Consider the following 23,891-nt stretch of genomic DNA (forward strand, 5'->3'; position numbering starts at 1 on the left):
GTCTTGGATCAGACAAGGCCGGTTTAGTTAAGTATCAACATAGTCTTTATAGACTGATCAAGCTATGCGTCAACTGATAATCTTAGTTGCTAACAGTACGGCTATTGACATAATCAACCATTAACTTAAATACTTGATCGATCGTTAATTCCGAACTATCAATAATATAAGCATCTGCGGCTGGCTTGAGAGGAGCAACTTCTCGCTCCATATCTCTTTTGTCACGCGCTTGTATATTAGCTAAAATGTCGTTTATTTTAGCATCTAGCCCCATGCCCTGCAACTGTTTTACTCTTCGCCCAGCACGCGACTCAGCCGAAGCTGTCAGATAAATTTTTGCATTAGCTTCTGGGAAAATTGATGTTGCCATATCTCGGCCATCTGCAACTAAACCTGGAGTTTGCGCAAATGCTCTTTGACGATCAAAAAGTGCTTGTCTAAGTTCAGGAATTGCTGCAACTTTAGATGCATATTCACCAACTCGCTCTGTGCGGATGGTTTGCGATACATCTTCTCCATCAAGGAAAACTAATGTTCCCTCAGATGAAGTTTCAAACTTGATATTAAGCTGACGAGCATAATTCACACACTCATCTAAATGGCTATCTAATTTTTCCAATAAATCATGTTTATGTAATGACAACCCTAACAAACGATACAAGGCGCCAGAGTCAAGTAAATGAAATTGATAATATGCAGCAAGTTTTGCCGCTAATGTTCCTTTACCCGAACCACTCGGACCATCAATAGTAATAATTTGAACTGTCATTGAACTCTCACTAAGAAGCAAATGCTTTAGCTAATCTCGAAAAGCCTAGTGTAATCGCTAGTTTTAGCTGTGCAAGAATTAATTTACTTACAACAGGAGCTTTTGCTGTTAATTCGATACGATAAGTGACCAAAGTAATATAAGGGGTAATTTCAGAAAACTCGATACGGCCTAAATGATGTTTAATTAAAGGATTATCAATCAATTTATATTCAATACGCTTGTTTTCTTCGAGATGAGTAATTTCTTCTTTAAGCGGTTTAATTGCACCAAATCCCATACGACGAATAGAACCAACCCCATCTGGTCTTTCAGGATCTGCTGAGTCTTTCACACGTACAACTTGTAGTGGAGCAAATGCCTTGTTGTAAGTGGCATGTTTAGAAAGCAGGTTAAATACATCACACAACGGAGCATTAAATTCTTTTTGTATAGTAATTACATTACGCATGAAAGTTCCTTATTTAAATAAATCATGTCAATGAAACGGCGCTAGTTTGCCATAACCCCATGACATTTTTTAATCATTTAAGGACGTTTTTTGTTGTTTCTCTTTTTTCTTTTGTTCACGTCTTTGCTTAAAAAAAAGACTTAACTGTTGAGCACATTTTTCATGTAAACACCCTTGCTCAAAAGTAAATTTATGATTGTAATAACCATTTTCTAATAATTGGCGCGCACTGACAAGTGAACCAGCTTTAGGTTCTGTTGTGCCAAATACAACGTGTTTAATCCTTGCATGTACTAAGGCCCCTACACACATCGTGCAAGGTTCAAGCGTAACATACAAAGTTGCGTCTTCTGGTAAACGATAATTTTTCAATGAGTCACAAGCCGCACGAATAGCTTGAATTTCCGCATGGGCAGTAGGATCAGATAAACCAATTGGAGCATTAAAACCTGCTCCAATTAATTTATTTTGACTTACGATTACAGCACCTACAGGAATTTCACCCTGTTCAGCCGCTAACTCAGCTTGCTCGTAAGCAAGCTGCATCCAATACTCGTTACTAAATTTGGACATTTATTGACTATGAAACTACGCCATATTGTCTAAGTAAGGCATTCCAGCTATCAATAGACGTTATTGGTGGATCATCAGCCAAAATACCTCTTAAGCTAAGATCTTCACATGCTTTCCATTCTGGCGATAAATCTTTATCAACTAAACGGGCACGAACACCTTCGACAAAATCAGGATGACGAATTTTCCATTCAGAGATTTGCGCTTCTAAATCAAAAACTTCGTCCCAAGAATGTACTTGCTTACCCCATTGCCATAATAACCAAGTAATGGCTGCTGTGCTCGGTGAACCCTTTTGCAAATTTTCGCTGGCTTGACGCAACCAATCACTGCTTGCATCTCGTAAGCTAACAATTGATTGATAGTCTTGTTCAAAACTTGAACCACGACAAACACTATGGATAACGTCTAACGAATTTTGTAATGGCCCTGCTGCAACCGGGCGATGCAAACTATTTAAAGTATCATCAATCGCGCGGAAATCACCTGCCGGATAGTGAGCCCAATTAATATTAACTACTTTTTGCAGGACATTATCACGTTGTGCTTCACAGATATGTGTCGCCCAACCAATGCTAAATGCCCCAGCAGCAGTCATAATTGAACCAGTCAAACCAGTAAATAAACCAATTTGCCCACGGTCAGCAAGGAAACGGCTTGCTCCAACATCCGGATATAGGCCAATGTTAATTTCAGGCATTGCTAAACGTGAATATGGCGTAACAAGGCGGAAAGGCGCCGCCATGAACAAGCCTAGTCCACCACCCATTACATAACCTTCGCCCCACACCACAATAGGTTTGGCATAGTTATGCAACAGTAAATCCAAAGCATATTCTTGCTGAAAAAACTTATTTGCTGTTTCTACTTCTTGATTGATCACCAGCTGACGTAATTTGCGTACATCTCCGCCTGCACAAAAAGCTTTTGGTGTTGTCGAATCCAACCAAATTGCTTTTACTCGCTCATCATCACGGAAGTCTTCAAATACTCGTAATAAAGCCGTTACGATTGATTCATCTAAAGCATGTAAAGATTTAGGCCGATTCAATCGTACAATACGCCAACCATTTTTCGCTTCTTCAACTACCAAATCCGGATGATAGCTATTTACATTGGGAGAGTTCATCATGCGTCCAATTGCCAGTCTATGGGCTCAATGCCATGTTGTTTCAAATATTGATTTGTTTTTGAAAACACTTTACACCCAAAGAAACCACCACGATTAGCCGCAAGTGGTGATGGATGTGCAGCTGTTAAAACCAAATGTTTTTCTCTATTTATACGTTGTCCTTTACGTTGTGCATAAGCACCCCATAAAATAAATACGATGTGCTCACGTTGTTCATTTAAAACATCAATTACTGCGTCAGAAAATTCTTCCCAACCTTGTTTTTGATGTGATGTTGGTTGTCCTGCTTCTACAGTAAGTACACTATTTAATAAAAGTACACCTTGCTCGGCCCATTTAGTTAAATCACCATGACGCGAAACAGGTACACCTAAATCAGTGTTTAATTCATGAAAAATATTACGTAAAGAAGGAGGTAATGCAATCCCTTTTTGCACGGAGAAACTTAACCCATTCGCCTGATTAGGGCCATGATATGGATCTTGCCCTAAAATAACGACCTTTACATGATCTAAAGGCGTAATATTTAAAGCACTAAAAATTTGTTTGCTTGGTGGATATATTGTTTTCTGAGCTTGCTTCTCTTGGAAGAGAAAGTCTCGCAAACTATCCATATAAGGGCTCAGCAAAAATGGAGTTAATGAGCTTTTCCAGCTTTCTTCTAATTGAACTTTACTGAGTTTGTCTTGCTGTTGCTCAGTTAATTGCATTAATGTCATCCTAGATCAATTTTCATTTCTAAAAACAAAGGGAAGTTAACTTACACTTCTACTTGTAAGTTAACATGCGGATTATGAAATTTAATCCCTTGTTTTAAATTTTCATACATTTGTGGATCAGTCCACTCAGATTGAACTTGTTCTGAAAAAACAATTCCTTCAAGGTTTAACAAACCCATTTGCTCATTTTGAATATCTTCAAGAAAACTTTGGGCATACCCCGTATCAGTTTCATGAACAATCACTGAATAAACTTCAACATCGCCTTCCCCATTTTGGGTAACGGTCGATTGTAATACCTGTTGAGCTAAGAAAAAGAAGATACGAGAAAATTGTTCGGCAGATGGAGACACTGGTAAAGAAATCCAACGTGCACTAAAAGTCTTACAAGCATCGATATATTGAGGATCATCTTTTTCCCAGAAACAAATCGCATGATCAAAACTATCAAAAAGGTCTTTAATTACACCTTTTAACAGTCCAAAATCATATACCATTTGTCCATGATCTAATTTCGAAGCTTTAAGTAATAACTCGACTTTATAACTATGCCCATGAATCGATCGCTTACAACGATCCGATGTACAGTTACGTACAACATGTGCATTTTCAAACTTAAATAACTTACGAATTAACATGTGCCAAATCGATCATTCCTTCTAAGAACATTATTATAAAGCAAAAGACAAAAACTTCGCACCACTTTTCAAATAGAAACAATTAGCAAAAAGTATGATAAGAGATGTGAAGGAATTTTGAAGATATTGATTTTTACTTTAAATACTGTCTATGCAGAAATATGACCCCATCCCTTTTATTAATAAGTTTCAAGTATTACAGACTCAAAAAAAATATCAATAAATTTATTCAGTTAAATGGAGCCAAGCTCCTGGAATATACATATACTTGCTTGTCTTTTCGCATTAAAGCACTGGTAAACTGACGCTTTCTATTGTTTAGAACAACTTCAATTTGAGCTTGAAAGAAGTTGGATTTAACATCAATAAGACTACTCACCTGCTTTTTCTTCTCACTATCAACCGCTGAAAAAGCATTCAATTGCCAAAGTTCATCAACATTTTGAAAGAACTTTAAGTTTTGCTGTCGTGCTTGTAATTCTTTTTCTATAGTTCCCATATCTAGTTTTTCATCAATACTTGCTAAAACCAATGGTGAAGCAGTATTAATATTTAACTTCGTATTTTCAGGTAAGGCAGAAATATATGGAGAGATAAGGTCATATTTTTTACCTTCAAAGCCTCTGACCAGCTTTAACTCTTCAATACGATGAAATTTAGTATTTGCAGCCATATAGCTTTGATCTAAACCTTGATAATAACTACTTTCTGCTCCCATTGGTCCAGCTGGTTCATCATTTGGGTCTTGCCAATCAATAACAGCTTGACTTAACTCAGCGGGTAAACCTACTCGTACAAGCAAACGCTCGAACCAATTTTTAGCATCTTCATTGACAGCGCCTTCCCCGTTGGTCAAATTATTTAGATTAAACTTCCCCGACTCATCAAGTAAACGCCCTGAGACAGAACCATCTTCAACTGGGAACGGTGGCATAGGTTGCGCCCATGTTTCCTTTAAATGATCCACTCCACCAGCATTATTTGCATCTTGAATTAATAATTCCGAAAAAAAAGCTTCTGCACTTTTTGCATAGAGCAAAGATTGATTTTGCCGCATTAAGTAAGCTGTATTTTCCATAGTATTATTTTGATGCTTAGCAATTGAAGCAGCTAAAATTGTAGCCAAGGCGACCATAATAAGTATTGTCAATAAAGCCACGCCCTGTTGGTGCTTATAACGAATAACCATTATGAACCACCTTGCTGAGAAAGTGCCAAGTTGCTTTGATTTAAGCTATAAACCCATTCATAACTTACTCCTGCAACTGTAACTTGGATTTTTATTCCTTTCGGTAATTTTTTTAACTCGTTAGGTTTTGTTGGATCAATATTAACTTCGGGCCATTTTGTTACTTCCTGCGGAGTCAAAACCATAACTTGATATTGGTCAACTTGGCTTAATAAGGTACTTGATAAAGGTTGCTCGTTATTCGAAGTATTTAAATTTGTATATTTAAGACGATATAGTTTTTTTTGGTCAGCATCATAACGATATTCAATTCGTTCAAATGGTGACAAACCCTGTTTTAAAGGATCAGTTACGCCTGCTTTGCTAAAACGTAAAATTTGATTATCGATTTCTAAAGCTGGATGGAGTTGCCCACCTTGATTTGCAGATAAAGGAATAATTTGCAGAGTATCACGAAGAATTTGTTGATAAGCATCTTGTAATTCAAATAAATGCACTTCATGTTCGGCGTTACGATCACGAACCTTGAGCAAATAATCGAATATTTTCCACCCCAATAAAGATAAAACCGCGAAAATAGCAATCGCAACCAATAACTCAACCAACGTAAATCCTGAGGCGCGAGCTAATCGAGCACTGCTCGATCGCGCCGCAAGATGAGAAACAGTTTTTCGAGTGTGAGAATCACTAAAACAGCGCTTTGTCTGAGCGTAAGACGAAGAGCTATGCTCTGAGCAGTCAGTCGTTACAACGTCTGATCCAGCTGCAAGACGTGAAACTTTGCTTCGATTGCAAAAGTACTTATTTTTTATCATTATTTTGCTTTCACTGGATAATTAAAAAAGACCATATGCGTAATACCGTTTTGTACTTTTCCCTTATCCGGATCATATAAGCTAATTTGTACATCAATTTTTTGAACATTAGGGCTAACAGTCGATTCAGCTGATTTATCAACCTGCCATGTCTCACCTTGAGAGGTTACTTGCTTACTTTGAGTGCCCTGCAACCACTCTTGATTAATCTCCATCATAGCAATTTCATTCATTGCTACAAATTGAGCTTTGGTTCGTAAAATCGCATTAGAGGTAGACTGAGTGTACTGCATAGCCACTTTAGTTAAAGCGACAGCTGCTACAGCAAAGATTGCCAAGGCAACCATAACTTCTAAGAGGGTAAAGCCTTTAGATTTCATTTATTTTACCCAAGTGATCTATTTGTATTTCTGAACCAATCGGTTTTTGTTCTAGATAAAATTGTATTTTAACAGTCTTGGCTTCACCATTGCCAAACCAAATGAGTTGAGGCGTTTGCCCTCCCACTAAATCGGTATTTTTAGCTTTAGAATAATTCTGCCCATCTATCGGTTGCACAGAGAAAGACACATGCGTAGGAAGTTGCCGTGTTTTAAACTCAGCATATTTCTGCCATTGGTTTTTTATATCTTGTACTTGCAAGGTACTTTGATCGTGATATTCGTATAATTCATAAGAAAATGGTGAGACATCTGTCTCACCATGAGTTTCTAAAGCTAATACACGCGATTGATCAAGTGATTCTTTATTAATTTTCTGCAAATCTAATAAAAATAACTCTCGTGCCTGCATTGCCTTCTTTTGGTCTATACCACCGATATTCAATACAACAAGTGAGGTCATAATTGTCATAATCACGATGACCACCATCACTTCTATGAGGGTAAAGCCTTTTTGTGATTGAAATGATTTCGATTTCATATCGACCTATTAAGCGTATTGCTCAACTGCTTGTTTCGGTAAGGCCAATGCCTGATCAATATAAGCTACCCTTAAAGTATCTCTTGAACCCAAATAACGTTGGTAAAAACTTGAGTTCAGAATTGCCGCAGCTCCATGAGTGAGCGACCAGATTGAAGCCAAGTAATCGCGCGTAGTCATATGACTCTGGATTGACTCTAAATAATGGTCCGTCATACGAATAATGATACGTAAGCGCTGTTTTCTTACCTGATACAGCTCATTAAAAAGATGGTGTACACCTTGAGCAGTAATCGAAAGCTTTTCTTCAATTTGATGAAACAAAACAGTTCGTTCCGGGTGATGCAAATGATGCAACATAAAGAAAGCCAAATGCTCTGGAAAAGCTTTTTCAGTGTCTTGAACCATTTCAAGTAGCATGCGCTCATTACGAATAATTAACAGCATGTACAATTCATCTTTACTTTGAAAATGTTTATACAAAGTACCTTTTGCCAAATCAAGCTCAGCAGCCAGCACATCAAGTGTCATTCCGGCTTCGCCATTTTCTAACAGCAACTGTTCCGCAACTTGAAATATTAACGCTTCTCTTGCTCGGAACTGAGCTTGACGGTCCATCTTCACGCAATTACTCTCTTTATATAGTTTCTATAAGTTAAATCGCTTTGAGTAAATTTTCAAAATTTTGAGAAGTGATTCTTGCAATTTCCTCAACCGACTTATCATATACATCACTAAGTGCTTTCGCTACATAGGGTACGTATTTTGGTTCATTTGTTTTACCACGATATGGTACTGGAGCCAAATAAGGACTATCTGTTTCAATTAAAAGTCGATCCAAAGGGACTTGCTTGGCAACATCTCGTAGATCTTGCGCATTTTTAAATGAAACAATCCCTGAAAAGGAAATATAGTAACCGCAGTCTAATACGGCTTTTGCTGTTTCCCAGTCTTCAGTAAAACAGTGCAAAATACCATGTGTAGATTGTTCAGCTCGAATAATATCTACCGTGTCATGTTTGGCTGAACGTGTATGAACAACTACTGGCTTTTTGACATTTTTAGAGGCTTGAATATGCCGAGCAAAACAAGCCTTTTGCTCATTAATAAAGTCAGTGCTATGGTAATAATCTAAACCTGTTTCACCTAAAGCCCACACTTTTTCTGATTGGGCTAACTCAGTTAAATACTCAGTCGTTGCTCGGGCCATGGTATCTACATCCTCACAAGGATGTACACCAACAGTATACCCAACATCTTCATGATGCTTTGCGATTTCAGCTAAAGCAATATGATCATCAAGGTCAACTGAAATTGCCATAAACTTAGAGACACCTTCTGCTCGTGCAGCAGCAAGTGCAAGATCTAAATCACCGTTATAAGGTGTTAAATCCAACATTGTTAAATGGCAATGAGTATCAACAAACACTGTATTTTCCTATCTGCTTACATGGTATAACTTGGACGATCTAAAGACATACTACCAGCTAAAATCCGTTCAGCCTCAGCTTTATAGTAAATACCTTTATCACCACTTAATTGAATTGCGAAGCCTTGCGGCTTAAAGCCACTTTGCTTATGTGAAATCCACACTACTTTACCAGTTAAAGGAATTTTTTGTGATTGTTCTGGTAACGTAGCTAAAATAAAAATTTCTTGGCCCATCTTCACTTTTTGCTTTGATGGCACAAATAAGCCCCCACCTTGCACATAACCCATATAGCTTGCTTGCAAGGTTGCTCTATCAGGAATATTGACCTGAATAATTCCACCCATTTGTGGCTGCATTATAGTTTCCCCTTAAACGTTCATTAATTTTATAAAAAGTTGATCTGTGATGAGTTGTGTTTGTACATTTTGTTCAACCAATCTTTTAGATTGCTGTAATTCCTCATAAAGACTGAATAAGCTTTCTAAATTATAGTTTTGTGCCAATTGATCAAATTGTAAATCAATATTTTTCTGTGGTTGGTTCAGCTTGACACAAATTAAATCCCCTAACAAGTATTCAAGAAGCATCATAAAATCACTAAAGTTGAGTTCTTTCTGCCACTTAGCCGAATAAAATAAAGGCATGTTTTTTTGATGAACTACCTTAGTCCAGTCTTCTAAAAATGTTTGTCTTTTCGCAAACCAATCGCTAGTGGCAATTTCAACTGCTTGCAAAGGCATATCATTAGAAAGACCTAACAATAATTCAGGTGGCACTGACGCAATTTCAGCCAAATGCTCATTTAGATAAGTTGTTGCCTGCTCATATGAAATACGGTCTAAAGCAAAATGCTGTAAACGACTTCGAATGGTAGCTGGTAATTTCAAATAGTGATCAGCCAACAAAATTAAAACAACACGCTCACCGGGTTCTTCTAAAGTTTTTAACAGTGCATTTGATGATGCAAGATTTAAAGCTTCGGCTGGTTCAATAACAATAACACGCCATCCTTCACCAGTTTGCTGGACAAATGGCAATAGATCTCGAATTTTTTCTATTTTAATTTTTGCATTCTGTTTTTTATTTTCTTCATCAGTCGTGATATGAACATAGTTTGGGTGCGTATCTGACTTTAACCATTGACAGCTAGAACATTCACCACAAGCACCGTGAGGTTGTTTATTTAAACAAAGTACCCACGCTAAGAAATGCTTAGCAAAAGCATGCTTGCCACAACCTTGTTTACCATAAAATAATAAGCCATGCCCAATATTGGGAAAACGTGTTGTTAACGTTTCCCACATTGTCTGTTGCCACGGATAAACCTTAGAAATCACATTCTGATTCATTAAATTAACACTTACTCAAAAGACTCAACAGGCATATTATTTAGACGGTCAAGATCTGCTTGAGTATCAACACCTGGCGGTAAATTCGCTTCTGCTACAGCAATAGCAATACGGTGCCCATTTTCTAAAACACGTAATTGCTCAAGACTCTCTAACTTTTCAAGTTTACCAATGTCCCATGTAACATATTCTTGTAACAAGTTCACACGATAAGCGTATAAACCTAAATGACGAAATGCTTGACTATGTAAAGTTGATTCAGCTTGTTTAGCACCATCTCGATCATAAGGAATAGTTGCACGACTAAAGTACAAAGCTTCATTTTGATTAGACATGACCACTTTCACAATGCTGTCACGCTGAAACTCATCTAAAGCATAAATAGGCTCACATAATGTGGACATTGAGCAATTTGGTTTTTCAACTAGAAGCTTAGCAACCTGCTGAACAAGTTGAGCTGGCAGTAAAGGCTCATCACCTTGTACATTTACAATAATGTCATCCGCATCCCAACCTTGAATACGAGCAACTTCACTTAAACGGTCTGTTCCCGATGGATGTTCAGCACTTGTTAAAACAACATCAACGCCCTCTGCACGGCATATTTCAGCAATACGGTCATCATCGGTTGCTACACACAGATCATCGAAACCTTCAACTTTCTTTGCCTGATCTACTACGCGTAAAATCATAGGACGATCATGAATAAGTAACAATGGCTTACCTGGCAAACGCGAGCTTGAGAAGCGTGCTGGAATAACGATGTGTTTCATTTTTTCTTCCTAAGATATTTGAATATCAAGCTTTTGCAATTGCTGATTTAAAACCTGATAGCATTCTTCAGACAAAACAGCTTTAACAGGTACGACCCAAATAGGCCGTTTAAATTCTGGATGCTTTTCGAGTAACGGTAACAACTTAACCGCATCTTTTTCAGTCGTAATGATAGGTTGGTCATCATTAAATACAAGGTCATCAATAACGTAATCATGATGATCACGAAAAGCATGCTCTTGAAATTGGTTTATACCTAAACCTTTAAGTGTTTGGTAAAAGCGCTGAGGAAAACCAATACCAACTACTGCATGGTAATTATTTTGAGTATTAAATGATAACTCAATTGCTGAAGAAACATTCAACAAGTAAGGTTGGCCTGCATCCAAATGCATATGCATTGCTGTTGAAGGGGCAAATGCATGTTCGATTACTGTACCCGTTTTTAAACGTTCAGCAGGTTCACGCAAATAGCCTTCTGGTAATAACTTTCTATTTCCAAGGCCACGATTTTGATCAAGCACAATCCATTCTATTTGACGGCCTAATGCCCAATGTTGCAAACCATCATCACTAATAATTAAATCTAGTTTTGTTGATGCTAATAATAACTCGATTGCTGCTTGTCTATTGGGCCCTACAGCCATAGGTACGCCAGTTGACTGTACAATCAAAGCAGGTTCATCTCCTGCTTCAGCTGCCTGACTTGGGGATTTTACCAACATAGGAAAAGGACCAGCTCCACCATACCCCCGACTAATTACCCCTACTTTTACGTTATGTTGTTTTAGGTAGTTAACTAGCTCTATTAATAATGGCGTTTTGCCACTACCTCCCACTGTAATATTTCCAATCACCATGACCGGTACAGGCGCGTTATAGACCTTTTTTAAACCGGACTTATAAAAATGACGATTCAATAAAAACCCAGCACGATACAAACATGATAATGGACGCAAAACAACTAACCAATTTGATTGTTTATTCCATGCATTTTGTATCAGCTGGGCTAAAGACATACTTAGTTGTCCTCAAAATTACGCTGATGTAATTGATGATAAGCACCCTGTTTAGCAAGTAATTCTTGATGAGTACCTTGTTCAACAATTTGTCCACGATCTAACACAACAATACGGTCTGCATTTTCAATTGTTGATAAACGATGCGCAATCACAATCGTTGTACGATCTTGCATCGCTTCATCAAATGCTTGTTGAATAAAATGCTCAGATTCATTATCAAGCGCACTTGTCGCTTCATCTAAAATAAGAATTGGCGCATTTTTCAAAATTGCACGAGCAATTGCTATACGTTGACGTTGACCACCAGACAAGTTTAAGCCTTGAGCACCTAAGACAGTATCGTACCCATTTGGTAAGTTCATAATAAAGTCATGGGCATAAGCAGCTTTTGCTGCGGCTATCACTTGTTCATCACTTGCATCATGTAACTGACCATAAGCGATATTTTCACGTACTGTTCGGTTAAACAAAACAACTTGCTGATTTACCATTGCAATTTGCGTGCGCAAACTTGAAAGCTCAATATCACGTATTGGTAAATTATCTAAATAAATTTGACCACTTGAGACTTCTTGGAAACGTACCAACATGTTCACTAAAGAGGTTTTACCAGCACCAGAACGGCCTACTAATGCAACAGTTTCGCCTGGGCGGATATCTAAAGAAAAGTCTTTAATCGCCTGAGTGCCATCAGCATAGTTAAGTACAACATGATCAAAACGAATTGCACCTTGCAACTTAGGCTGAAGCTGACCACTGTTTTCTTCTTCAGGTAAATCTAATAATTCAAAAACTGAATGTGCTGCCGCCAAACCACGCTGCAACTTCTCATTGACATCAGTTAAGTTTTTGACAGGTTTAGAAAGTAAGCCAGCAGCTGTAATATATGCGACAAACTCACCAGCACTTGTATTACCTAAAATTTGTGGTCTTAAAGCCAACCATACAATAAGAGCCATTGCGCAAGCCATAACCACTTGAACAACGGGGCTATTCAGGTTTTGTACAATCACCATTTTTAAACCGCGTTTTAAGTTCTCTTCAGATGACTTATAAAAACGCTCTTGCTCTGACTCTTCACCTGCGAAACTTTTAACAACTGCACTACCACCAATACTTTCTTGTACTACATGGTTGACATCACCCATAGTATCTTGCACTTGCAGTGAAAGTTTACGCATTCTTTTTGATGCCCTACGTACCAAAACACCAATAATAGGTAGGAAAACCATGATACAAATAGTCAAACGCCAATTTGTATAAAACAAATAACCCAACAATCCCAAAGTAATCATGCCATCTCGAACGATGGTTTTTAAGGATTCAGATGAAGCAGCCGTCAGCTGTTCAACGTTATACATAATTTTGGCTGTAATGTGTCCCGAAGAGTTATCGAGATAATACTGGGCTGGCAATCTTAAAAGTTTTGCATAAACCTCTTGGCGAATGCTAAAAACTAAACTACGAGATATAACAGCAGTATAGTAGCCACCCATAAATAGGCCAAGACCACGGAAAAATACTAATAAAATAATTAGTAAAGGGAACCAATCCAGATCCGCTCTACTCGAATTTTGAATTGCATCAATAATGAATTTAATGAGCTTAGCAACTGAAACCTCTGTTGCTGAGTTCATACCGAATCCGATAAGAACTAATAAGGCCACGCCCCAATAAGGTTTTAAATAAGATATGAGACGCAAATAAACCTTAAAATCTTGATTCACTCAGAAAAACCTCTAGAAGGAACTTTGGTACTAATATTGATGTTAACAAAACCGAGTTGTCCTGCTACATCCATAACACGAATAACATCCTGATGAGACGCTTTTGCATCTGCAGCAATGATAAACATAAAATCACGGCGCTCTTGAGCAATTTGCTTAATTGCAGTACTCAAATCTGCTATATCTTTGGTAGACAATGCCTGACCGTTGACAGCGTAATGACCGCTAGAGTCTACCACGACTTCAATTTTATGATCGTACTGTTTTGGTGGGACGCCTTGCGCATCTGGTAATGTTAAATTGATACGACTGGGCTGGTTAAAAGTAGTAGATAACAATAGAAACACTAAAATAAACAACAAACAGTCAATCATCGGCGTCAGATTGATATGAATATCTTCAACTTGAGAACGTTTAAACTTCATATTGTTCCCTATCCCTCAACCAACACGACGGTGTTCTTGAGCAACAGAAGAGCGTTTGTAAAACAGTGATGCGTGAAAGAGCGTAGACTGCTGCTCTAATTCCGCAATGTAGTTTTGCACTACTCTTTGAAAATAGCGATATGAAATAAGAGCAGGAATTGCAATAAGCATACCAACGGCGGTCGTAATTAGGGCTTTTGAAATACCCGGAATCATTAGACTTGGACTACCTGCCGAACCAAAATCAATCACTAGAAAAGACTCAATAATCCCTACAACTGTCCCAAGCAACCCAAGTAATGGTGCAATCGCACTTAAAGTTCCCAAGAAATTAATATTTTTTTCTAAATAAGAAATTTCTTGAGAAGCCATTGCTTCCATTTGTGCTCGAGCAAACTGCTCACCATGCTCCTGATGCTCAAAACCAGCTTTTAGAATATTTCCTAATGCTGTGTTTTGGGCAGCAGTATCCTGCTCCAAATTTGTGATGATATGAGAAACATCTGCACTACCATCACTCATCAGTAATTTGGGCAAAACTTGTGAACGTCTTAAACGTATAAAACGCTCAATACTAATAGCGACCGTTAAAATTGAACACAAAATTAAAGGCAGCATTAACCAGCCACCCGCTTTCACAAGTTCCCACATATTTTCTTCCCCAAGAATATAAATTAGAAATATATGACCTAACTTAGAATTACTCTGGCAAACAAATATTCAAAATACCATCTAACTCATCGAGTGAATGATAATGAATAACAAGCTTACCTTTACCTTTCTGGTTATGATCAATTTTAACATTGGCACCAAATCGCTCAGATAATTTTTGCGTTAATTGCTCAATGTCTGGTGCAACAGGAGTTTTTTCTTTTTCCTGTTTAGGCTCATTCCAATCGCGCACTAACTGTTCGGTCTGACGAACAGATAATCCTTTTTCGATAACAATTTTGGCAACTTCAAGCTGCTCTTTGCCTTTTAAAGTCAAAATGGCACGAGCATGCCCCATATCAAGCTGGCCCTGTTGCATAAACTCTTTAATATCATCAGCCAAGCTTAATAAACGCAGTAAATTACTCACAGTTGTTCTTGCTTTACCAACAGTATCAGCAATTTCCTGATGACTTAAACCAAACTCATCATGAAAACGTTGCAATGCTAAAGCTTGATCAATAGGGTTTAAATCTTGACGCTGAATGTTTTCAATCAGCGCTAAAGCAATGGCAACTTGGTCATTTAAATCACGAACAATTGCAGGAATTTCAGTTAAACCGGCAATTTGTGCAGCACGCCAACGACGCTCACCTGCAATGATTTCGTAAGGATGAGCTTCATCATCTACAGGGCGGATAACGATTGGCTGCATTACCCCATGCTTTTCAATAGATAATGCTAACTCTTGCAAATCATGTTCATGAATAAAACGACGTGGCTGATATTCACCACGTTTCAACAAATTCACATCAATTTGCTTTAATTGACCATGATCAAGCGCTTGAGCTTCTAGTTGTAATTTTTCTTTTTGAATTGAACCAAGTAATGCATCTAAACCACGTCCTTTCGCCAATCCGCGTTTTTTGATGCTCATACTTTACTTCCTTTCTTCACTTTACTTTTCTTTAACATCTCAGCTGCAAGATTTAAGTATGCAACTGCACCTTTAGAACTTTTCTCAAAATAGATAACTGGTAAACCATGTGCAGGCGCTTCTGCCAATCGAACGTTACGTGGAATTACGGTATCGTAGAGTTTTTTACCAAAAAACTGCTCCAACTCAGCTGATACATCACGTGTCAAAGCATTACGTGCATCATACATAGTACGTAACACACCAATGATTTCTAAATCAGGATTTAAAGCTTTTTGAATACGATCGATAGTTTGAGTTAAATCTGCCAAACCTTCTAATGCGTAGTACTCACATTGCATAGGAATAATTACACTATCTACCGCCGCTAAGGCATTTACTGTAATTAAACTTAAGCTAGGTGCACAGTCAACAATAATGTAATCAAATGAATTTCTGATTTCATTTAGTGCATTCTTTAAAATGAATTCACGTCCTTCTTGTTCCGCAATTGCCAACTCAACGCCTGAAAGCTCACGGTTCGCGCCTAAAACCTTATATCCAACCTCTGCCTTTTGAATTGCTGTTTCGATTGGAACTTCACCCAATAAAACATCAGTAATTGAATAAAGCAGATCATTCTTTTGAATTCCAGACCCCATCGTTGCATTACCTTGCGAATCTATGTCGACAAGTAACACACGTTTTTTCAATACAGCTAGTGACGCTGCAAGATTTACTGCAGTCGTTGTTTTACCAACACCACCTTTTTGGTTTGCAATCGCAATAATTTGAGCCATGGTAACCCTAATACTTTTTATTTAAATTCGTTGAAGTAAAAGTAAATGACGTTGTTCATCAAGTCTTGGTACATGCAGTTCAATTACTTTACATGAAAACTCTTGCTTAAGCTCTTCCATTTCTTCAAATGGAATGAGTCCTTTCATTGCAGCAATTATGCTCTGATCATGTAAATATGGACGCGCAGCATCAACAAAATCAGTTAGTGATGCAAATGCACGACTTGTAATCACATCAAACTGACCAAGCTCATCAATTGTTTCTTGATTTTCAACACGTGTTTGCACAGCTACTACGTTTTTAAGCTTAAGGTCAGCAATAAACTGTTTCAAAAAGCGAATTTTCTTACCATTTGAATCAAGCAATACACAAGAACGTTCCGGCTGACATAAAGCAATGATCATGCCTGGCATGCCACCACCTGTACCTACATCTAGCAAGCGCCCTGCTGGTAAGTCTTTCAAAATACTTAGGCTATCTAACAAATGCTTCACTAACATTTCTTTCGGATCACGAATCGCTGTTAGATTATAAGCTTTGTTCCAAAGTACCAAAGCATCTTGATACTTTAACAATAACGCCAAAGCTTCATCGCTAAGCGATAAACCTAATTTTTGACTACCCTGTTGTAACTCTTGAAAAAACGGATGCATAAACAGATAACATCTAAGTAAAATTTAAAACAAAGTATACCCATTTATGCATCGTGGAACACTATTTAACGATTAGGGATTACGCAGTTAATCGTAGAAGCCTTCACGAATTTGCAAATCTAGCTCCATTAAGCGCTCTGGCGTCCCTACATCTACCCATGCACCTTTAAGCTTTTCAGCGGATACCTTTTGATTTTGCATTGATTGCTTCAATAGTGGAGCTAAAGGACGTTTACCAGGTTCCAATCCATCAAAAAGCTTAGGATGGATAACAGACACACCACTAAAAGTTAGATTCTCACCCTTCACATCTTGATCAAATGCAAAAGCGCGCCCATCCAATAATGTAAAGTCGCCTTCAGGATGTTGTTTAGGATTATCAACCAATACAAGGTGTGCTAAATCATCATTTAGCTTAATATCGCAGAGAGCTTCAAAATCCATAGTGGTCCAAACATCACCATTCACTAGAATAAAAGGATCTGCTCCAAGTAGTGGCAAAGCATTAATAATGCCGCCAGCTGTTTCAAGACCTTCTTCTTCTCGTGTCCAACGGATGTCCACACCAAATTGAGAACCATCGCCTAAACTACTAATCAGCTTATCAGCCAACCAGGCAGAATTGATGACTATTTCAGTCACACCAATTTTCTTAAGTTTTTCGATATGCCACACAATAAGTGGCTTACCGCCTACCTCAAGCAGAGGCTTTGGTGTATATAGCGTAAGTGGTCGCATACGATTGCCCAAGCCAGCAGCAAGAATCATTGCTTTCATTATGCTGCTACCTCATAGCTACCATATTTCTCGATAAACTTAGGCATCACTATCTTATTTACAAATGACATGAACTCTTCAAGCTCTGCGTAACCACGACTTTCCTCAAGTAAATACCACATCACTCGCGGTAAATCTTTTAGGTATCCTGACTTGCCATCTCTCTCAAACAAGCGGACAAAAATACCCAAAATTTTGATATGGCGTTGAATTGCCATTAAATCAGCATCACGTTTAAATTGCTCAAAACTTCGGTTTTGTTTAGCAGAGACTGGTAAAAGCTCATAGAAAACTTTAAACCAATGATAAACACGTTCGGCATTCCACTGAACATATGCATCGCGCGTAATCGAGATTAAATCATATGTATCGGGCCCAATAACCGCATCTTGGAAATCGATTACACCCAATTCTTCTTGGCTTGCAATCTTCATCAAATTACGGCTATGAAAATCGCGATGTACAATAACCTGAGGTTGAGCTAGTGCTGATTGAGCCAAAAAATCAAAAGCATTATCAATAATTTTCTTTTGCTCAGCCGTTGGATGAATTCCAAGTGATGGCAACATCCAGTCTGTTAACAAGTGCATTTCTGACATTAACTTTTCATAAGAATAAGCTGGAAAATTGTCAGTGCCATTAATCGATTGCAAATGAACGAGCTGCTTAAAGCTTTGTTCGTAATACTGATCTACTGTTTCATCATTTAATAATGTAGATAACAGCACATCCCCAAAGTCTTCTAACAAAAGAAAACCTTGAGTAAGATCCTTTGCAATAATTTGGGGTACCCGAACTCCATTACCCGCAAAAAACTCGTCAATCGTCACAAACGGAACACAGTCTTCTTTTTCAGGAGGCGCATCCATAAGCATATATGTTTTATTTTGTAACTGAATGCGAGCATAACGACGGAAGCTCGCATCACCTGCTAAAAAAGCGATCTGAAATTGATCATTTTCAAGAACAGATGTAAGCCATGTATGTATCAATTGTTCACGTTGTGTATTCATTTGCAATAAAATCTAAAACAAGCTGAGATTTTTGAAGGGTTAAGTGTAGCCACTTATAAACTTTTTCTCTATGATGCGACAATAATTAATTGTGAATTAGCATACTTGGTTAATGAGACAATGAAGCATCAGTTTAAATTTAATCCTTTAGCGACCGCTATTTTTACGCTCTTATGTAGTGGCTCCATACAATCAAGTTATGCTGAGTCAGCTGATGTTGTCTCCAACATAGACAATAATCAACTTAAGGCGAGTATTAAGGAAGCCTATCCAGGACAGGAATTCTTTCAACAATATTATGTTGATAAATCTGCACCTGAGGCGCAGTTGCGCAATAATAAATATTTGAGTTCGGCATTTTGTCAAGGAACTTGGATTACCCCTATTAATCCTGAAACCAAAGCGTTAGATGCAGATAAAACCACTTCGGTCGTTACGGCTGATTATGGTCATTACAACCCTGCTGGCGACTCGGTGTTAGAAGGAAATGTGGTAATTGATCAAGAAGGTCGCACGGTTCGTGCCGACAAAGTGACCATTGATAAAACTCAAACATTTGCACATGCAAAAGGCCGAGTACAGTTGGCTCAAGGTGGCTTACTCTCTCAAAGTGACGAAATTGATTACAATCTAAAGACTCAGACTGGTAATTTAGACAATAGTTTTTATATTGCCGAACAACAACATGCCCATGGTCATGCTGGAAAAATCGAAAAAACCTCTCCAAATGTGATGGTTCTTAACGATGCAACATATACCACTTGCCCTCCAGGTCAAAAACCTGCATGGAAGATCCAAGCCAATAAAATTGAGCTAAATCAGGAAACTGGTCGCGGCGTTACGCGTGGAACAAAAATCTATGTTAAAGATGTTCCTGTTATTGCCGTTCCATATTTCAACTTTCCAATCGATGACCGCCGAACCACGGGTATCCTCAACCCTCAATTTGGCTTCTCAAACGATGGTGGCGTTGAACTTTCTGTACCTGTTTATTTAAACCTTGCGCCTAATTATGATGCAACCGTGACTCCACGTTATTTAGCAGACCGTGGTGCAATGTTGCAAGGTTCGTTTAGATATTTAACTGATGGCTTCGGTTCAGGTCAAATATGGGGCGGTATACTTCCATCTGATAAAAAATACGATGATCAAGATCGTAAAAACTTTAACTTCCTTCATAACTGGGATATTAACGATCAGTGGTCAACCAATCTTGAATATCGTTATGCATCGGATAAAGATTATTTTGCTGATTTAGATAACAGCCCAAACTCTAAAACCGATGTAAATTTACGTAGAGCTTGGGAACTTAACTATCAGCACGGTATTCCTGGCTTAAAAGCGCAGCTTAAAGTTGAAGACTTCCAAACACTAGATCCAACAATTTTAGATGCAAATAAACCTTATGCACGTTTACCACAGTTTTTATTAAATTATGTCACTGGTAACCCACAAGGATTACAATACGAATTTAATAACGATACGGCATACTTTAAAAAATCAATTAATGACGGTTCTGCTCAGGAAAGTAGTGGTACGCGTATTTATAACCAGTTCGCAACACGTTATAACTATCGAACACCATCAGCCTTTGTTATTCCTGAAGTTTCTGTACGCTCCATCCAGACATTCTATGATAAGGACAGTATTGCCTCACAGGGTCTAGACGCAAGTTCGGAATCTAAATCAGTTGTTGTACCTCAGTTTACTCTGGACAGTGGTTTAACTTTTGAACGCGAAGGTAAATACCTACAAACGATTACCCCTCGTGCATTTTATGCGTATGCGCCTTACAAGAACCAAGACGGTTACCCAAACTTCGACTCAACTTCAGCATCAGTCAATTATGATCAACTCTTTAACCCATACCGCTTCTATGGTCATGACCGCCTTGAAGACAACAACTTCTTATCACTAGGTGTAAGTTATAGTTTTTTTGACACGGTAGGTTTAGAACGTTTGCGTGCAAGTGTAGGACAAAGTTATTACTTTGAAGATCGCCGCGTTACTTTAAACGAACAAGATGAGATTGATACCGAACGTAATACTGGTCCTGTCGTAAGCTTAACGAGTCAGCTTAACCAAAACTTTACTATTGCAGCCAATTCAGCATGGATGTCAAATGGTGATAACGCCCAGAGAGACTTCCAAGTTTACTATACAGGCGACAAAGGCAACCTTTACAACTTAGGTTACTTCTATCGCAAAGACATTCCTGGTCGTCAAGATACTTACGATCAAGTTGTTGCATCGTTTATACAACCAATTAAAGACAATTGGCGTATTATGGGCCACGTACAATATGACATCGATAATGATGTTGCCCGTGAAATTTTACTCGGTGTTAACTACGAATCATGCTGTTGGGGTATCTCAGTCTATGGTCGATCTTACTATAACGACCTAGATGATCCGAAAGCTTCGAATGTTAGTGAAAAACGTGCGATCATGGCTGAAATTACCCTTAAAGGTTTAGGCGGTTTAAACAATAAACTTGCATCTTTACTCGAAAATCGCGTGTTAGGTTTTAACAAAATTAATCAATCTTGGACACAACGTTAATGAAGACAAAGCATCTTAAACAGTTTTTTAAAGCAACAACCCTTGCTGTATTAATATCTTCATCAATGCATAGTTTTGCCCAACCCGCTGATGAAGTTGTGGCAATTGTGGACAATAGCGTAATTTTAAAAAGTGATCTTGAACAAGGAATGGCTGAAGCCACCCATGAATTGCAAGCACAAAAAAAAGAAGTACCACCTCAACAATACCTACAGTTTCAGGTTTTAGATCAACTTATCTTACGTCAAGCTCACCTTGAACAAGTAAAACGTTATGGCATTAAGCCTGATGAGAAAAGTCTAAATGAAGCAGTACTTAAAGTAGCAAATCAATCTGGTAGCAAAAGTTTAGAAGCCTTTCAACAAAAGTTAGATGCTATTGCACCAGGTACTTATGAAAATTTACGTAGCCGTATTGGTGAAGATTTAGCAATCAATCGCTTACGTCAACAACAAGTAATGTCTCGCATTAAAATTAGCGATCAAGATGTAGACAATTTCTTAAAGTCACCTCAGGGACAAGCAGCTCTTGGCAATCAAGTACATGTGATTCACATGCGAATTTCTGGGGACAACCCTCAAGAAGTTCAGAGTGTAGCCAAAGAAGTTCGTTCGAAGCTTGCTCAAAGTAATGACTTAAATGCACTCAAAAAGCTTTCAACTACAAGTGCGAAAGTTGAAGGTGCAGATATGGGGTTCCGCCCTCTTTCTGACATTCCAGCTGAACTTGCTGCGCGCATTACTCCGCTACAAGAAGGTCAAACAACTGATCTAATCTCTGTACGTGATGGCGTACATGTTCTAAAACTTTTAGAACGTAAGCAAAATGAACAAAAAGCTTTAGTAACACAGTATCAAACTCGCCATATTCTTATTCAACCGTCTGAAGTCGTTAGTCCTGAAAATGCGAAACAAATTATTGATAGCATTTACAAGCGATTAAAAGCAGGACAAGATTTTGCTACACTTGCAGCAACCTATTCAAACGATACAGGTTCAGCACGTGATGGCGGTAGTTTAGGCTGGGTTACACCAGGTATGATGGTTCCTGAGTTTGATAAAAAAATGCAGGAAATTCCTGTGGGTCAAATTAGTGAACCTTTCCAAACTCAATTTGGCTGGCATATCCTACAAGTGACAGACAAACGCGAAAAAGATATGACTCATGAATATCAAGAGCGTATGGCACGTCAAATTCTAGGTGAGCGTCAATTCAACACAGAAGTTGATAGCTGGTTACGTGAAGTACGTGCCAATGCCTATGTAGAAATTAAAGATCCTAGCCTCGACAAGAAAAACTTACCAAAGTAAGTTCTTCTCGCCGCTATTAAAACCTGTGTTTATCACAGGTTTTTTTATGAATAAAAATCCAGCTAATAAAAAACCGGTTATTTACATAACCGGTTTCTACAAATCAAACCCTAACGGGAATTATTTATAGCGATCAACCATTTTCTCTAAAGAAATTGGGCGGATCTTATCAGCATTACCAGCTGTACCAAACGCTTCATAACGATCAATACAAATTTGCTTCATTGAATCTACAGTTTTAGCAAAGTATTTACGTGGATCAAATTCAGCTGGGTTTTCAGCCATAAACTGACGAATTGCACCAGTAGATGCTAAACGTAAGTCTGTATCAATATTGATCTTACGCACACCATGTTTAATTGCTTCTACAAGCTGTTCAACAGGCACACCATAAGTCTCTTTAATATCACCACCGAACTCATTGATTACTTTCAACCATTCTTGTGGTACAGAGCTTGAACCATGCATAACAAGGTGAGTATTTGGTAATGCCGCATGAATTTCTTTAATACGGTCAATTGCCAAGATATCGCCTGTAGGTGGACGAGTAAACTTATAAGCACCATGTGAAGTACCTACAGCAATCGCCAATGCATCTACATTGGTATCAGCAACAAACTGAGTTGCTTCCTCAACAGAAGTAAGAAGTTGTGAGTGATCAAGTACGCCTTCAGCACCAACACCGTCTTCTTCGCCAGCCATACCAGTTTCAAGGCTACCTAAACAGCCAATCTCACCTTCAACAGAAACACCACATGCATGTGCTAAAGCAACAACATTACGAGTTACATCAACGTTGTATTCGTAAGATGTAGGTGTTTTACCATCTGTACCTAATGAACCGTCCATCATCACAGAGCTAAAGCCAAGCTGAATTGAACGTTGACAGATCTCAGGACTTGTACCATGGTCTTGGTGCATTACCACCGGAATGTGCGGCCATTCTTCAATTGCAGCCAAAATAAGATGGCGCAAGAATGGAGCGCCTGCATATTTGCGAGCTCCAGCTGATGCCTGAACAATCACAGGTGAATTAGTTGCATCCGCGGCAAGCATAATTGCACGCATTTGTTCTAAGTTATTTACGTTAAATGCTGGTACGCCGTAGTTATGTTCTGCAGCGTGATCCAAGAGCTGGCGCATTGAAATGAGTGCCATAATATCCTCCCAGGTAGTGCGGCTTATTCTACCTTGTCATTTATTTCAATTCAGCAACAAATCACAGTATTTCAAAAAAAATCCCTGCATTTGCAGGGACTTTTTAACAAAATA

27 protein-coding genes are annotated in these 23,891 nt (G+C 38.3%); 2 read left to right on the plus strand and 25 right to left on the minus strand.

The window, feature by feature from the left end:
* Positions 1–82 precede the first annotated feature (82 nt).
* The 24 genes from cmk to F985_RS14135 form a co-directional block, all read right to left on the minus strand.
* Entirely contained in the window at positions 83–769 is a 687-nt protein-coding gene (gene cmk / locus F985_RS14020) for a (d)CMP kinase (RefSeq protein ID WP_004701964.1), read from the minus strand.
* A 10-nt stretch (positions 770–779) separates the two neighbouring features.
* The gene (locus F985_RS14025) at positions 780–1,220 is read right to left on the minus strand and encodes an SRPBCC family protein (protein WP_004701967.1); all 441 of its coding nucleotides are present in this window, start codon (positions 1,218–1,220) and stop codon (positions 780–782) included.
* A gap of 69 nt (positions 1,221–1,289) precedes the next feature.
* Positions 1,290–1,793 (minus strand): tRNA adenosine(34) deaminase TadA, encoded by a 504-nt coding sequence (gene tadA / locus F985_RS14030; RefSeq protein WP_031944487.1) that lies wholly within the window; start codon positions 1,791–1,793, stop codon positions 1,290–1,292.
* A 7-nt stretch (positions 1,794–1,800) separates the two neighbouring features.
* Complete coding sequence (locus tag F985_RS14035; protein WP_081401291.1) at positions 1,801–2,925, minus strand: enoyl-CoA hydratase/isomerase family protein; 1,125 nt, start codon at positions 2,923–2,925, stop codon at positions 1,801–1,803.
* Entirely contained in the window at positions 2,922–3,635 is a 714-nt protein-coding gene (gene ung / locus F985_RS14040; RefSeq protein ID WP_004701973.1) for a uracil-DNA glycosylase, read from the minus strand. The genes F985_RS14035 and ung overlap by 4 nt, the downstream gene beginning before the upstream one ends.
* A 50-nt stretch (positions 3,636–3,685) precedes the next feature.
* A complete protein-coding gene (locus F985_RS14045) occupies positions 3,686–4,282 on the minus strand; it encodes a 6-pyruvoyl trahydropterin synthase family protein (RefSeq protein ID WP_004701975.1) in 597 nt (198 codons plus the stop codon).
* 229 nt (positions 4,283–4,511) lie between these two features.
* Entirely contained in the window at positions 4,512–5,471 is a 960-nt protein-coding gene (gene gspK / locus F985_RS14050; RefSeq protein ID WP_004701977.1) for a type II secretion system minor pseudopilin GspK, read from the minus strand.
* Positions 5,471–6,286: a type II secretion system minor pseudopilin GspJ gene (gene gspJ / locus F985_RS14055; RefSeq protein WP_004701979.1), complete on the minus strand. Its 816-nt coding sequence runs from the start codon at positions 6,284–6,286 to the stop codon at positions 5,471–5,473. The genes gspK and gspJ overlap by 1 nt, the downstream gene beginning before the upstream one ends.
* The gene (gene gspI / locus F985_RS14060) at positions 6,286–6,666 is read right to left on the minus strand and encodes a type II secretion system minor pseudopilin GspI (RefSeq protein WP_004701982.1); all 381 of its coding nucleotides are present in this window, start codon (positions 6,664–6,666) and stop codon (positions 6,286–6,288) included. Before gspI ends, gspJ begins: the two co-directional genes overlap by 1 nt.
* Complete coding sequence (locus tag F985_RS14065; protein ID WP_004701984.1) at positions 6,656–7,207, minus strand: type II secretion system protein; 552 nt, start codon at positions 7,205–7,207, stop codon at positions 6,656–6,658. The genes gspI and F985_RS14065 overlap by 11 nt, the downstream gene beginning before the upstream one ends.
* A gap of 9 nt (positions 7,208–7,216) precedes the next feature.
* Positions 7,217–7,825 (minus strand): TetR/AcrR family transcriptional regulator, encoded by a 609-nt coding sequence (locus tag F985_RS14070; protein WP_000375838.1) that lies wholly within the window; start codon positions 7,823–7,825, stop codon positions 7,217–7,219.
* Positions 7,826–7,862: 37 nt separating this feature from the next.
* Positions 7,863–8,636 carry a TatD family hydrolase gene (locus tag F985_RS14075; RefSeq protein WP_004701986.1) on the minus strand — a complete coding sequence of 258 codons (774 nt, stop codon included), beginning with the start codon at positions 8,634–8,636 and terminating at the stop codon, positions 7,863–7,865.
* 17 nt (positions 8,637–8,653) lie between these two features.
* Positions 8,654–8,995, minus strand: a complete 342-nt coding sequence (locus F985_RS14080) for a PilZ domain-containing protein (protein ID WP_001183024.1) — start codon at positions 8,993–8,995, stop codon at positions 8,654–8,656.
* 12 nt (positions 8,996–9,007) lie between these two features.
* Positions 9,008–9,988: a DNA polymerase III, delta' subunit gene (locus tag F985_RS14085; protein ID WP_004701989.1), complete on the minus strand. Its 981-nt coding sequence runs from the start codon at positions 9,986–9,988 to the stop codon at positions 9,008–9,010.
* A gap of 11 nt (positions 9,989–9,999) precedes the next feature.
* Positions 10,000–10,761: a 3-deoxy-manno-octulosonate cytidylyltransferase gene (gene kdsB, locus F985_RS14090; RefSeq protein WP_004701990.1), complete on the minus strand. Its 762-nt coding sequence runs from the start codon at positions 10,759–10,761 to the stop codon at positions 10,000–10,002.
* A 9-nt stretch (positions 10,762–10,770) separates the two neighbouring features.
* Positions 10,771–11,781 carry a tetraacyldisaccharide 4'-kinase gene (gene lpxK, locus F985_RS14095; protein ID WP_004701992.1) on the minus strand — a complete coding sequence of 337 codons (1,011 nt, stop codon included), beginning with the start codon at positions 11,779–11,781 and terminating at the stop codon, positions 10,771–10,773.
* A gap of 2 nt (positions 11,782–11,783) precedes the next feature.
* Positions 11,784–13,511: a lipid A export permease/ATP-binding protein MsbA gene (msbA, locus tag F985_RS14100; RefSeq protein ID WP_004701993.1), complete on the minus strand. Its 1,728-nt coding sequence runs from the start codon at positions 13,509–13,511 to the stop codon at positions 11,784–11,786.
* Positions 13,508–13,936 (minus strand): ExbD/TolR family protein, encoded by a 429-nt coding sequence (locus F985_RS14105; protein WP_004701995.1) that lies wholly within the window; start codon positions 13,934–13,936, stop codon positions 13,508–13,510. Before F985_RS14105 ends, msbA begins: the two co-directional genes overlap by 4 nt.
* A gap of 15 nt (positions 13,937–13,951) precedes the next feature.
* A complete protein-coding gene (locus tag F985_RS14110; RefSeq protein ID WP_004701997.1) occupies positions 13,952–14,587 on the minus strand; it encodes a MotA/TolQ/ExbB proton channel family protein in 636 nt (211 codons plus the stop codon).
* A 49-nt stretch (positions 14,588–14,636) separates the two neighbouring features.
* Entirely contained in the window at positions 14,637–15,524 is an 888-nt protein-coding gene (locus F985_RS14115) for a ParB/RepB/Spo0J family partition protein (RefSeq protein WP_004701999.1), read from the minus strand.
* Complete coding sequence (locus F985_RS14120; RefSeq protein ID WP_004702001.1) at positions 15,521–16,303, minus strand: ParA family protein; 783 nt, start codon at positions 16,301–16,303, stop codon at positions 15,521–15,523. The genes F985_RS14115 and F985_RS14120 overlap by 4 nt, the downstream gene beginning before the upstream one ends.
* A 21-nt stretch (positions 16,304–16,324) precedes the next feature.
* Complete coding sequence (gene rsmG / locus F985_RS14125; RefSeq protein ID WP_004702003.1) at positions 16,325–16,957, minus strand: 16S rRNA (guanine(527)-N(7))-methyltransferase RsmG; 633 nt, start codon at positions 16,955–16,957, stop codon at positions 16,325–16,327.
* Between the two features lie 87 nt (positions 16,958–17,044).
* A complete protein-coding gene (gene murU, locus F985_RS14130) occupies positions 17,045–17,734 on the minus strand; it encodes an N-acetylmuramate alpha-1-phosphate uridylyltransferase MurU (RefSeq protein ID WP_004702005.1) in 690 nt (229 codons plus the stop codon).
* Positions 17,734–18,747 (minus strand): aminoglycoside phosphotransferase family protein, encoded by a 1,014-nt coding sequence (locus tag F985_RS14135; protein WP_004702007.1) that lies wholly within the window; start codon positions 18,745–18,747, stop codon positions 17,734–17,736. The genes murU and F985_RS14135 overlap by 1 nt, the downstream gene beginning before the upstream one ends.
* A 120-nt stretch (positions 18,748–18,867) precedes the next feature.
* Between F985_RS14135 and F985_RS14140 the strand changes: the two genes are divergently transcribed.
* Positions 18,868–21,309, plus strand: a complete 2,442-nt coding sequence (locus tag F985_RS14140; protein WP_004702008.1) for an LPS-assembly protein LptD — start codon at positions 18,868–18,870, stop codon at positions 21,307–21,309.
* Entirely contained in the window at positions 21,309–22,619 is a 1,311-nt protein-coding gene (locus F985_RS14145) for a peptidylprolyl isomerase (RefSeq protein WP_004702011.1), read from the plus strand. The genes F985_RS14140 and F985_RS14145 overlap by 1 nt, the downstream gene beginning before the upstream one ends.
* Before the next feature lie 120 nt (positions 22,620–22,739).
* Here F985_RS14145 and fba read toward each other — a convergent pair whose 3' ends face one another.
* Positions 22,740–23,777, minus strand: a complete 1,038-nt coding sequence (gene fba / locus F985_RS14150) for a class II fructose-bisphosphate aldolase (protein ID WP_004702014.1) — start codon at positions 23,775–23,777, stop codon at positions 22,740–22,742.
* Positions 23,778–23,891 lie beyond the last annotated feature (114 nt).

Source organism: Acinetobacter seifertii, assembly GCF_000368065.1.
Lineage (GTDB): Bacteria > Pseudomonadota > Gammaproteobacteria > Pseudomonadales > Moraxellaceae > Acinetobacter > Acinetobacter seifertii.

What these genes read in the sequence shown, in the direction of transcription:
- F985_RS14115 (WP_004701999.1), bottom strand. Translation starts at nt 15,524, where the DNA reads ATGAGCATCAAAAAACGCGGATTGGCGAAAGGACGTGGTTTAGATGCA.
- F985_RS14120 (WP_004702001.1), bottom strand. Translation starts at nt 16,303, where the DNA reads ATGGCTCAAATTATTGCGATTGCAAACCAAAAAGGTGGTGTTGGTAAA.
- F985_RS14135 (WP_004702007.1), bottom strand. Translation starts at nt 18,747, where the DNA reads ATGAATACACAACGTGAACAATTGATACATACATGGCTTACATCTGTT.
- F985_RS14070 (WP_000375838.1), bottom strand. Translation starts at nt 7,825, where the DNA reads ATGGACCGTCAAGCTCAGTTCCGAGCAAGAGAAGCGTTAATATTTCAA.
- F985_RS14085 (WP_004701989.1), bottom strand. Translation starts at nt 9,988, where the DNA reads ATGAATCAGAATGTGATTTCTAAGGTTTATCCGTGGCAACAGACAATG.
- F985_RS14080 (WP_001183024.1), bottom strand. Translation starts at nt 8,995, where the DNA reads ATGCAGCCACAAATGGGTGGAATTATTCAGGTCAATATTCCTGATAGA.
- F985_RS14110 (WP_004701997.1), bottom strand. Translation starts at nt 14,587, where the DNA reads ATGTGGGAACTTGTGAAAGCGGGTGGCTGGTTAATGCTGCCTTTAATT.
- fba (WP_004702014.1), bottom strand. Translation starts at nt 23,777, where the DNA reads ATGGCACTCATTTCAATGCGCCAGCTCTTGGATCACGCTGCAGAACAT.
- F985_RS14140 (WP_004702008.1), top strand. Translation starts at nt 18,868, where the DNA reads ATGAAGCATCAGTTTAAATTTAATCCTTTAGCGACCGCTATTTTTACG.
- F985_RS14145 (WP_004702011.1), top strand. Translation starts at nt 21,309, where the DNA reads ATGAAGACAAAGCATCTTAAACAGTTTTTTAAAGCAACAACCCTTGCT.
- F985_RS14105 (WP_004701995.1), bottom strand. Translation starts at nt 13,936, where the DNA reads ATGAAGTTTAAACGTTCTCAAGTTGAAGATATTCATATCAATCTGACG.
- F985_RS14025 (WP_004701967.1), bottom strand. Translation starts at nt 1,220, where the DNA reads ATGCGTAATGTAATTACTATACAAAAAGAATTTAATGCTCCGTTGTGT.
- F985_RS14035 (WP_081401291.1), bottom strand. Translation starts at nt 2,925, where the DNA reads ATGATGAACTCTCCCAATGTAAATAGCTATCATCCGGATTTGGTAGTT.
- cmk (WP_004701964.1), bottom strand. Translation starts at nt 769, where the DNA reads ATGACAGTTCAAATTATTACTATTGATGGTCCGAGTGGTTCGGGTAAA.
- gspI (WP_004701982.1), bottom strand. Translation starts at nt 6,666, where the DNA reads ATGAAATCTAAAGGCTTTACCCTCTTAGAAGTTATGGTTGCCTTGGCA.
- F985_RS14065 (WP_004701984.1), bottom strand. Translation starts at nt 7,207, where the DNA reads ATGAAATCGAAATCATTTCAATCACAAAAAGGCTTTACCCTCATAGAA.
- rsmG (WP_004702003.1), bottom strand. Translation starts at nt 16,957, where the DNA reads ATGCATCCGTTTTTTCAAGAGTTACAACAGGGTAGTCAAAAATTAGGT.
- gspJ (WP_004701979.1), bottom strand. Translation starts at nt 6,286, where the DNA reads ATGATAAAAAATAAGTACTTTTGCAATCGAAGCAAAGTTTCACGTCTT.
- kdsB (WP_004701990.1), bottom strand. Translation starts at nt 10,761, where the DNA reads ATGAAACACATCGTTATTCCAGCACGCTTCTCAAGCTCGCGTTTGCCA.
- F985_RS14045 (WP_004701975.1), bottom strand. Translation starts at nt 4,282, where the DNA reads ATGTTAATTCGTAAGTTATTTAAGTTTGAAAATGCACATGTTGTACGT.
- gspK (WP_004701977.1), bottom strand. Translation starts at nt 5,471, where the DNA reads ATGGTTATTCGTTATAAGCACCAACAGGGCGTGGCTTTATTGACAATA.
- lpxK (WP_004701992.1), bottom strand. Translation starts at nt 11,781, where the DNA reads ATGTCTTTAGCCCAGCTGATACAAAATGCATGGAATAAACAATCAAAT.
- ung (WP_004701973.1), bottom strand. Translation starts at nt 3,635, where the DNA reads ATGCAATTAACTGAGCAACAGCAAGACAAACTCAGTAAAGTTCAATTA.
- murU (WP_004702005.1), bottom strand. Translation starts at nt 17,734, where the DNA reads ATGAAAGCAATGATTCTTGCTGCTGGCTTGGGCAATCGTATGCGACCA.
- tadA (WP_031944487.1), bottom strand. Translation starts at nt 1,793, where the DNA reads ATGTCCAAATTTAGTAACGAGTATTGGATGCAGCTTGCTTACGAGCAA.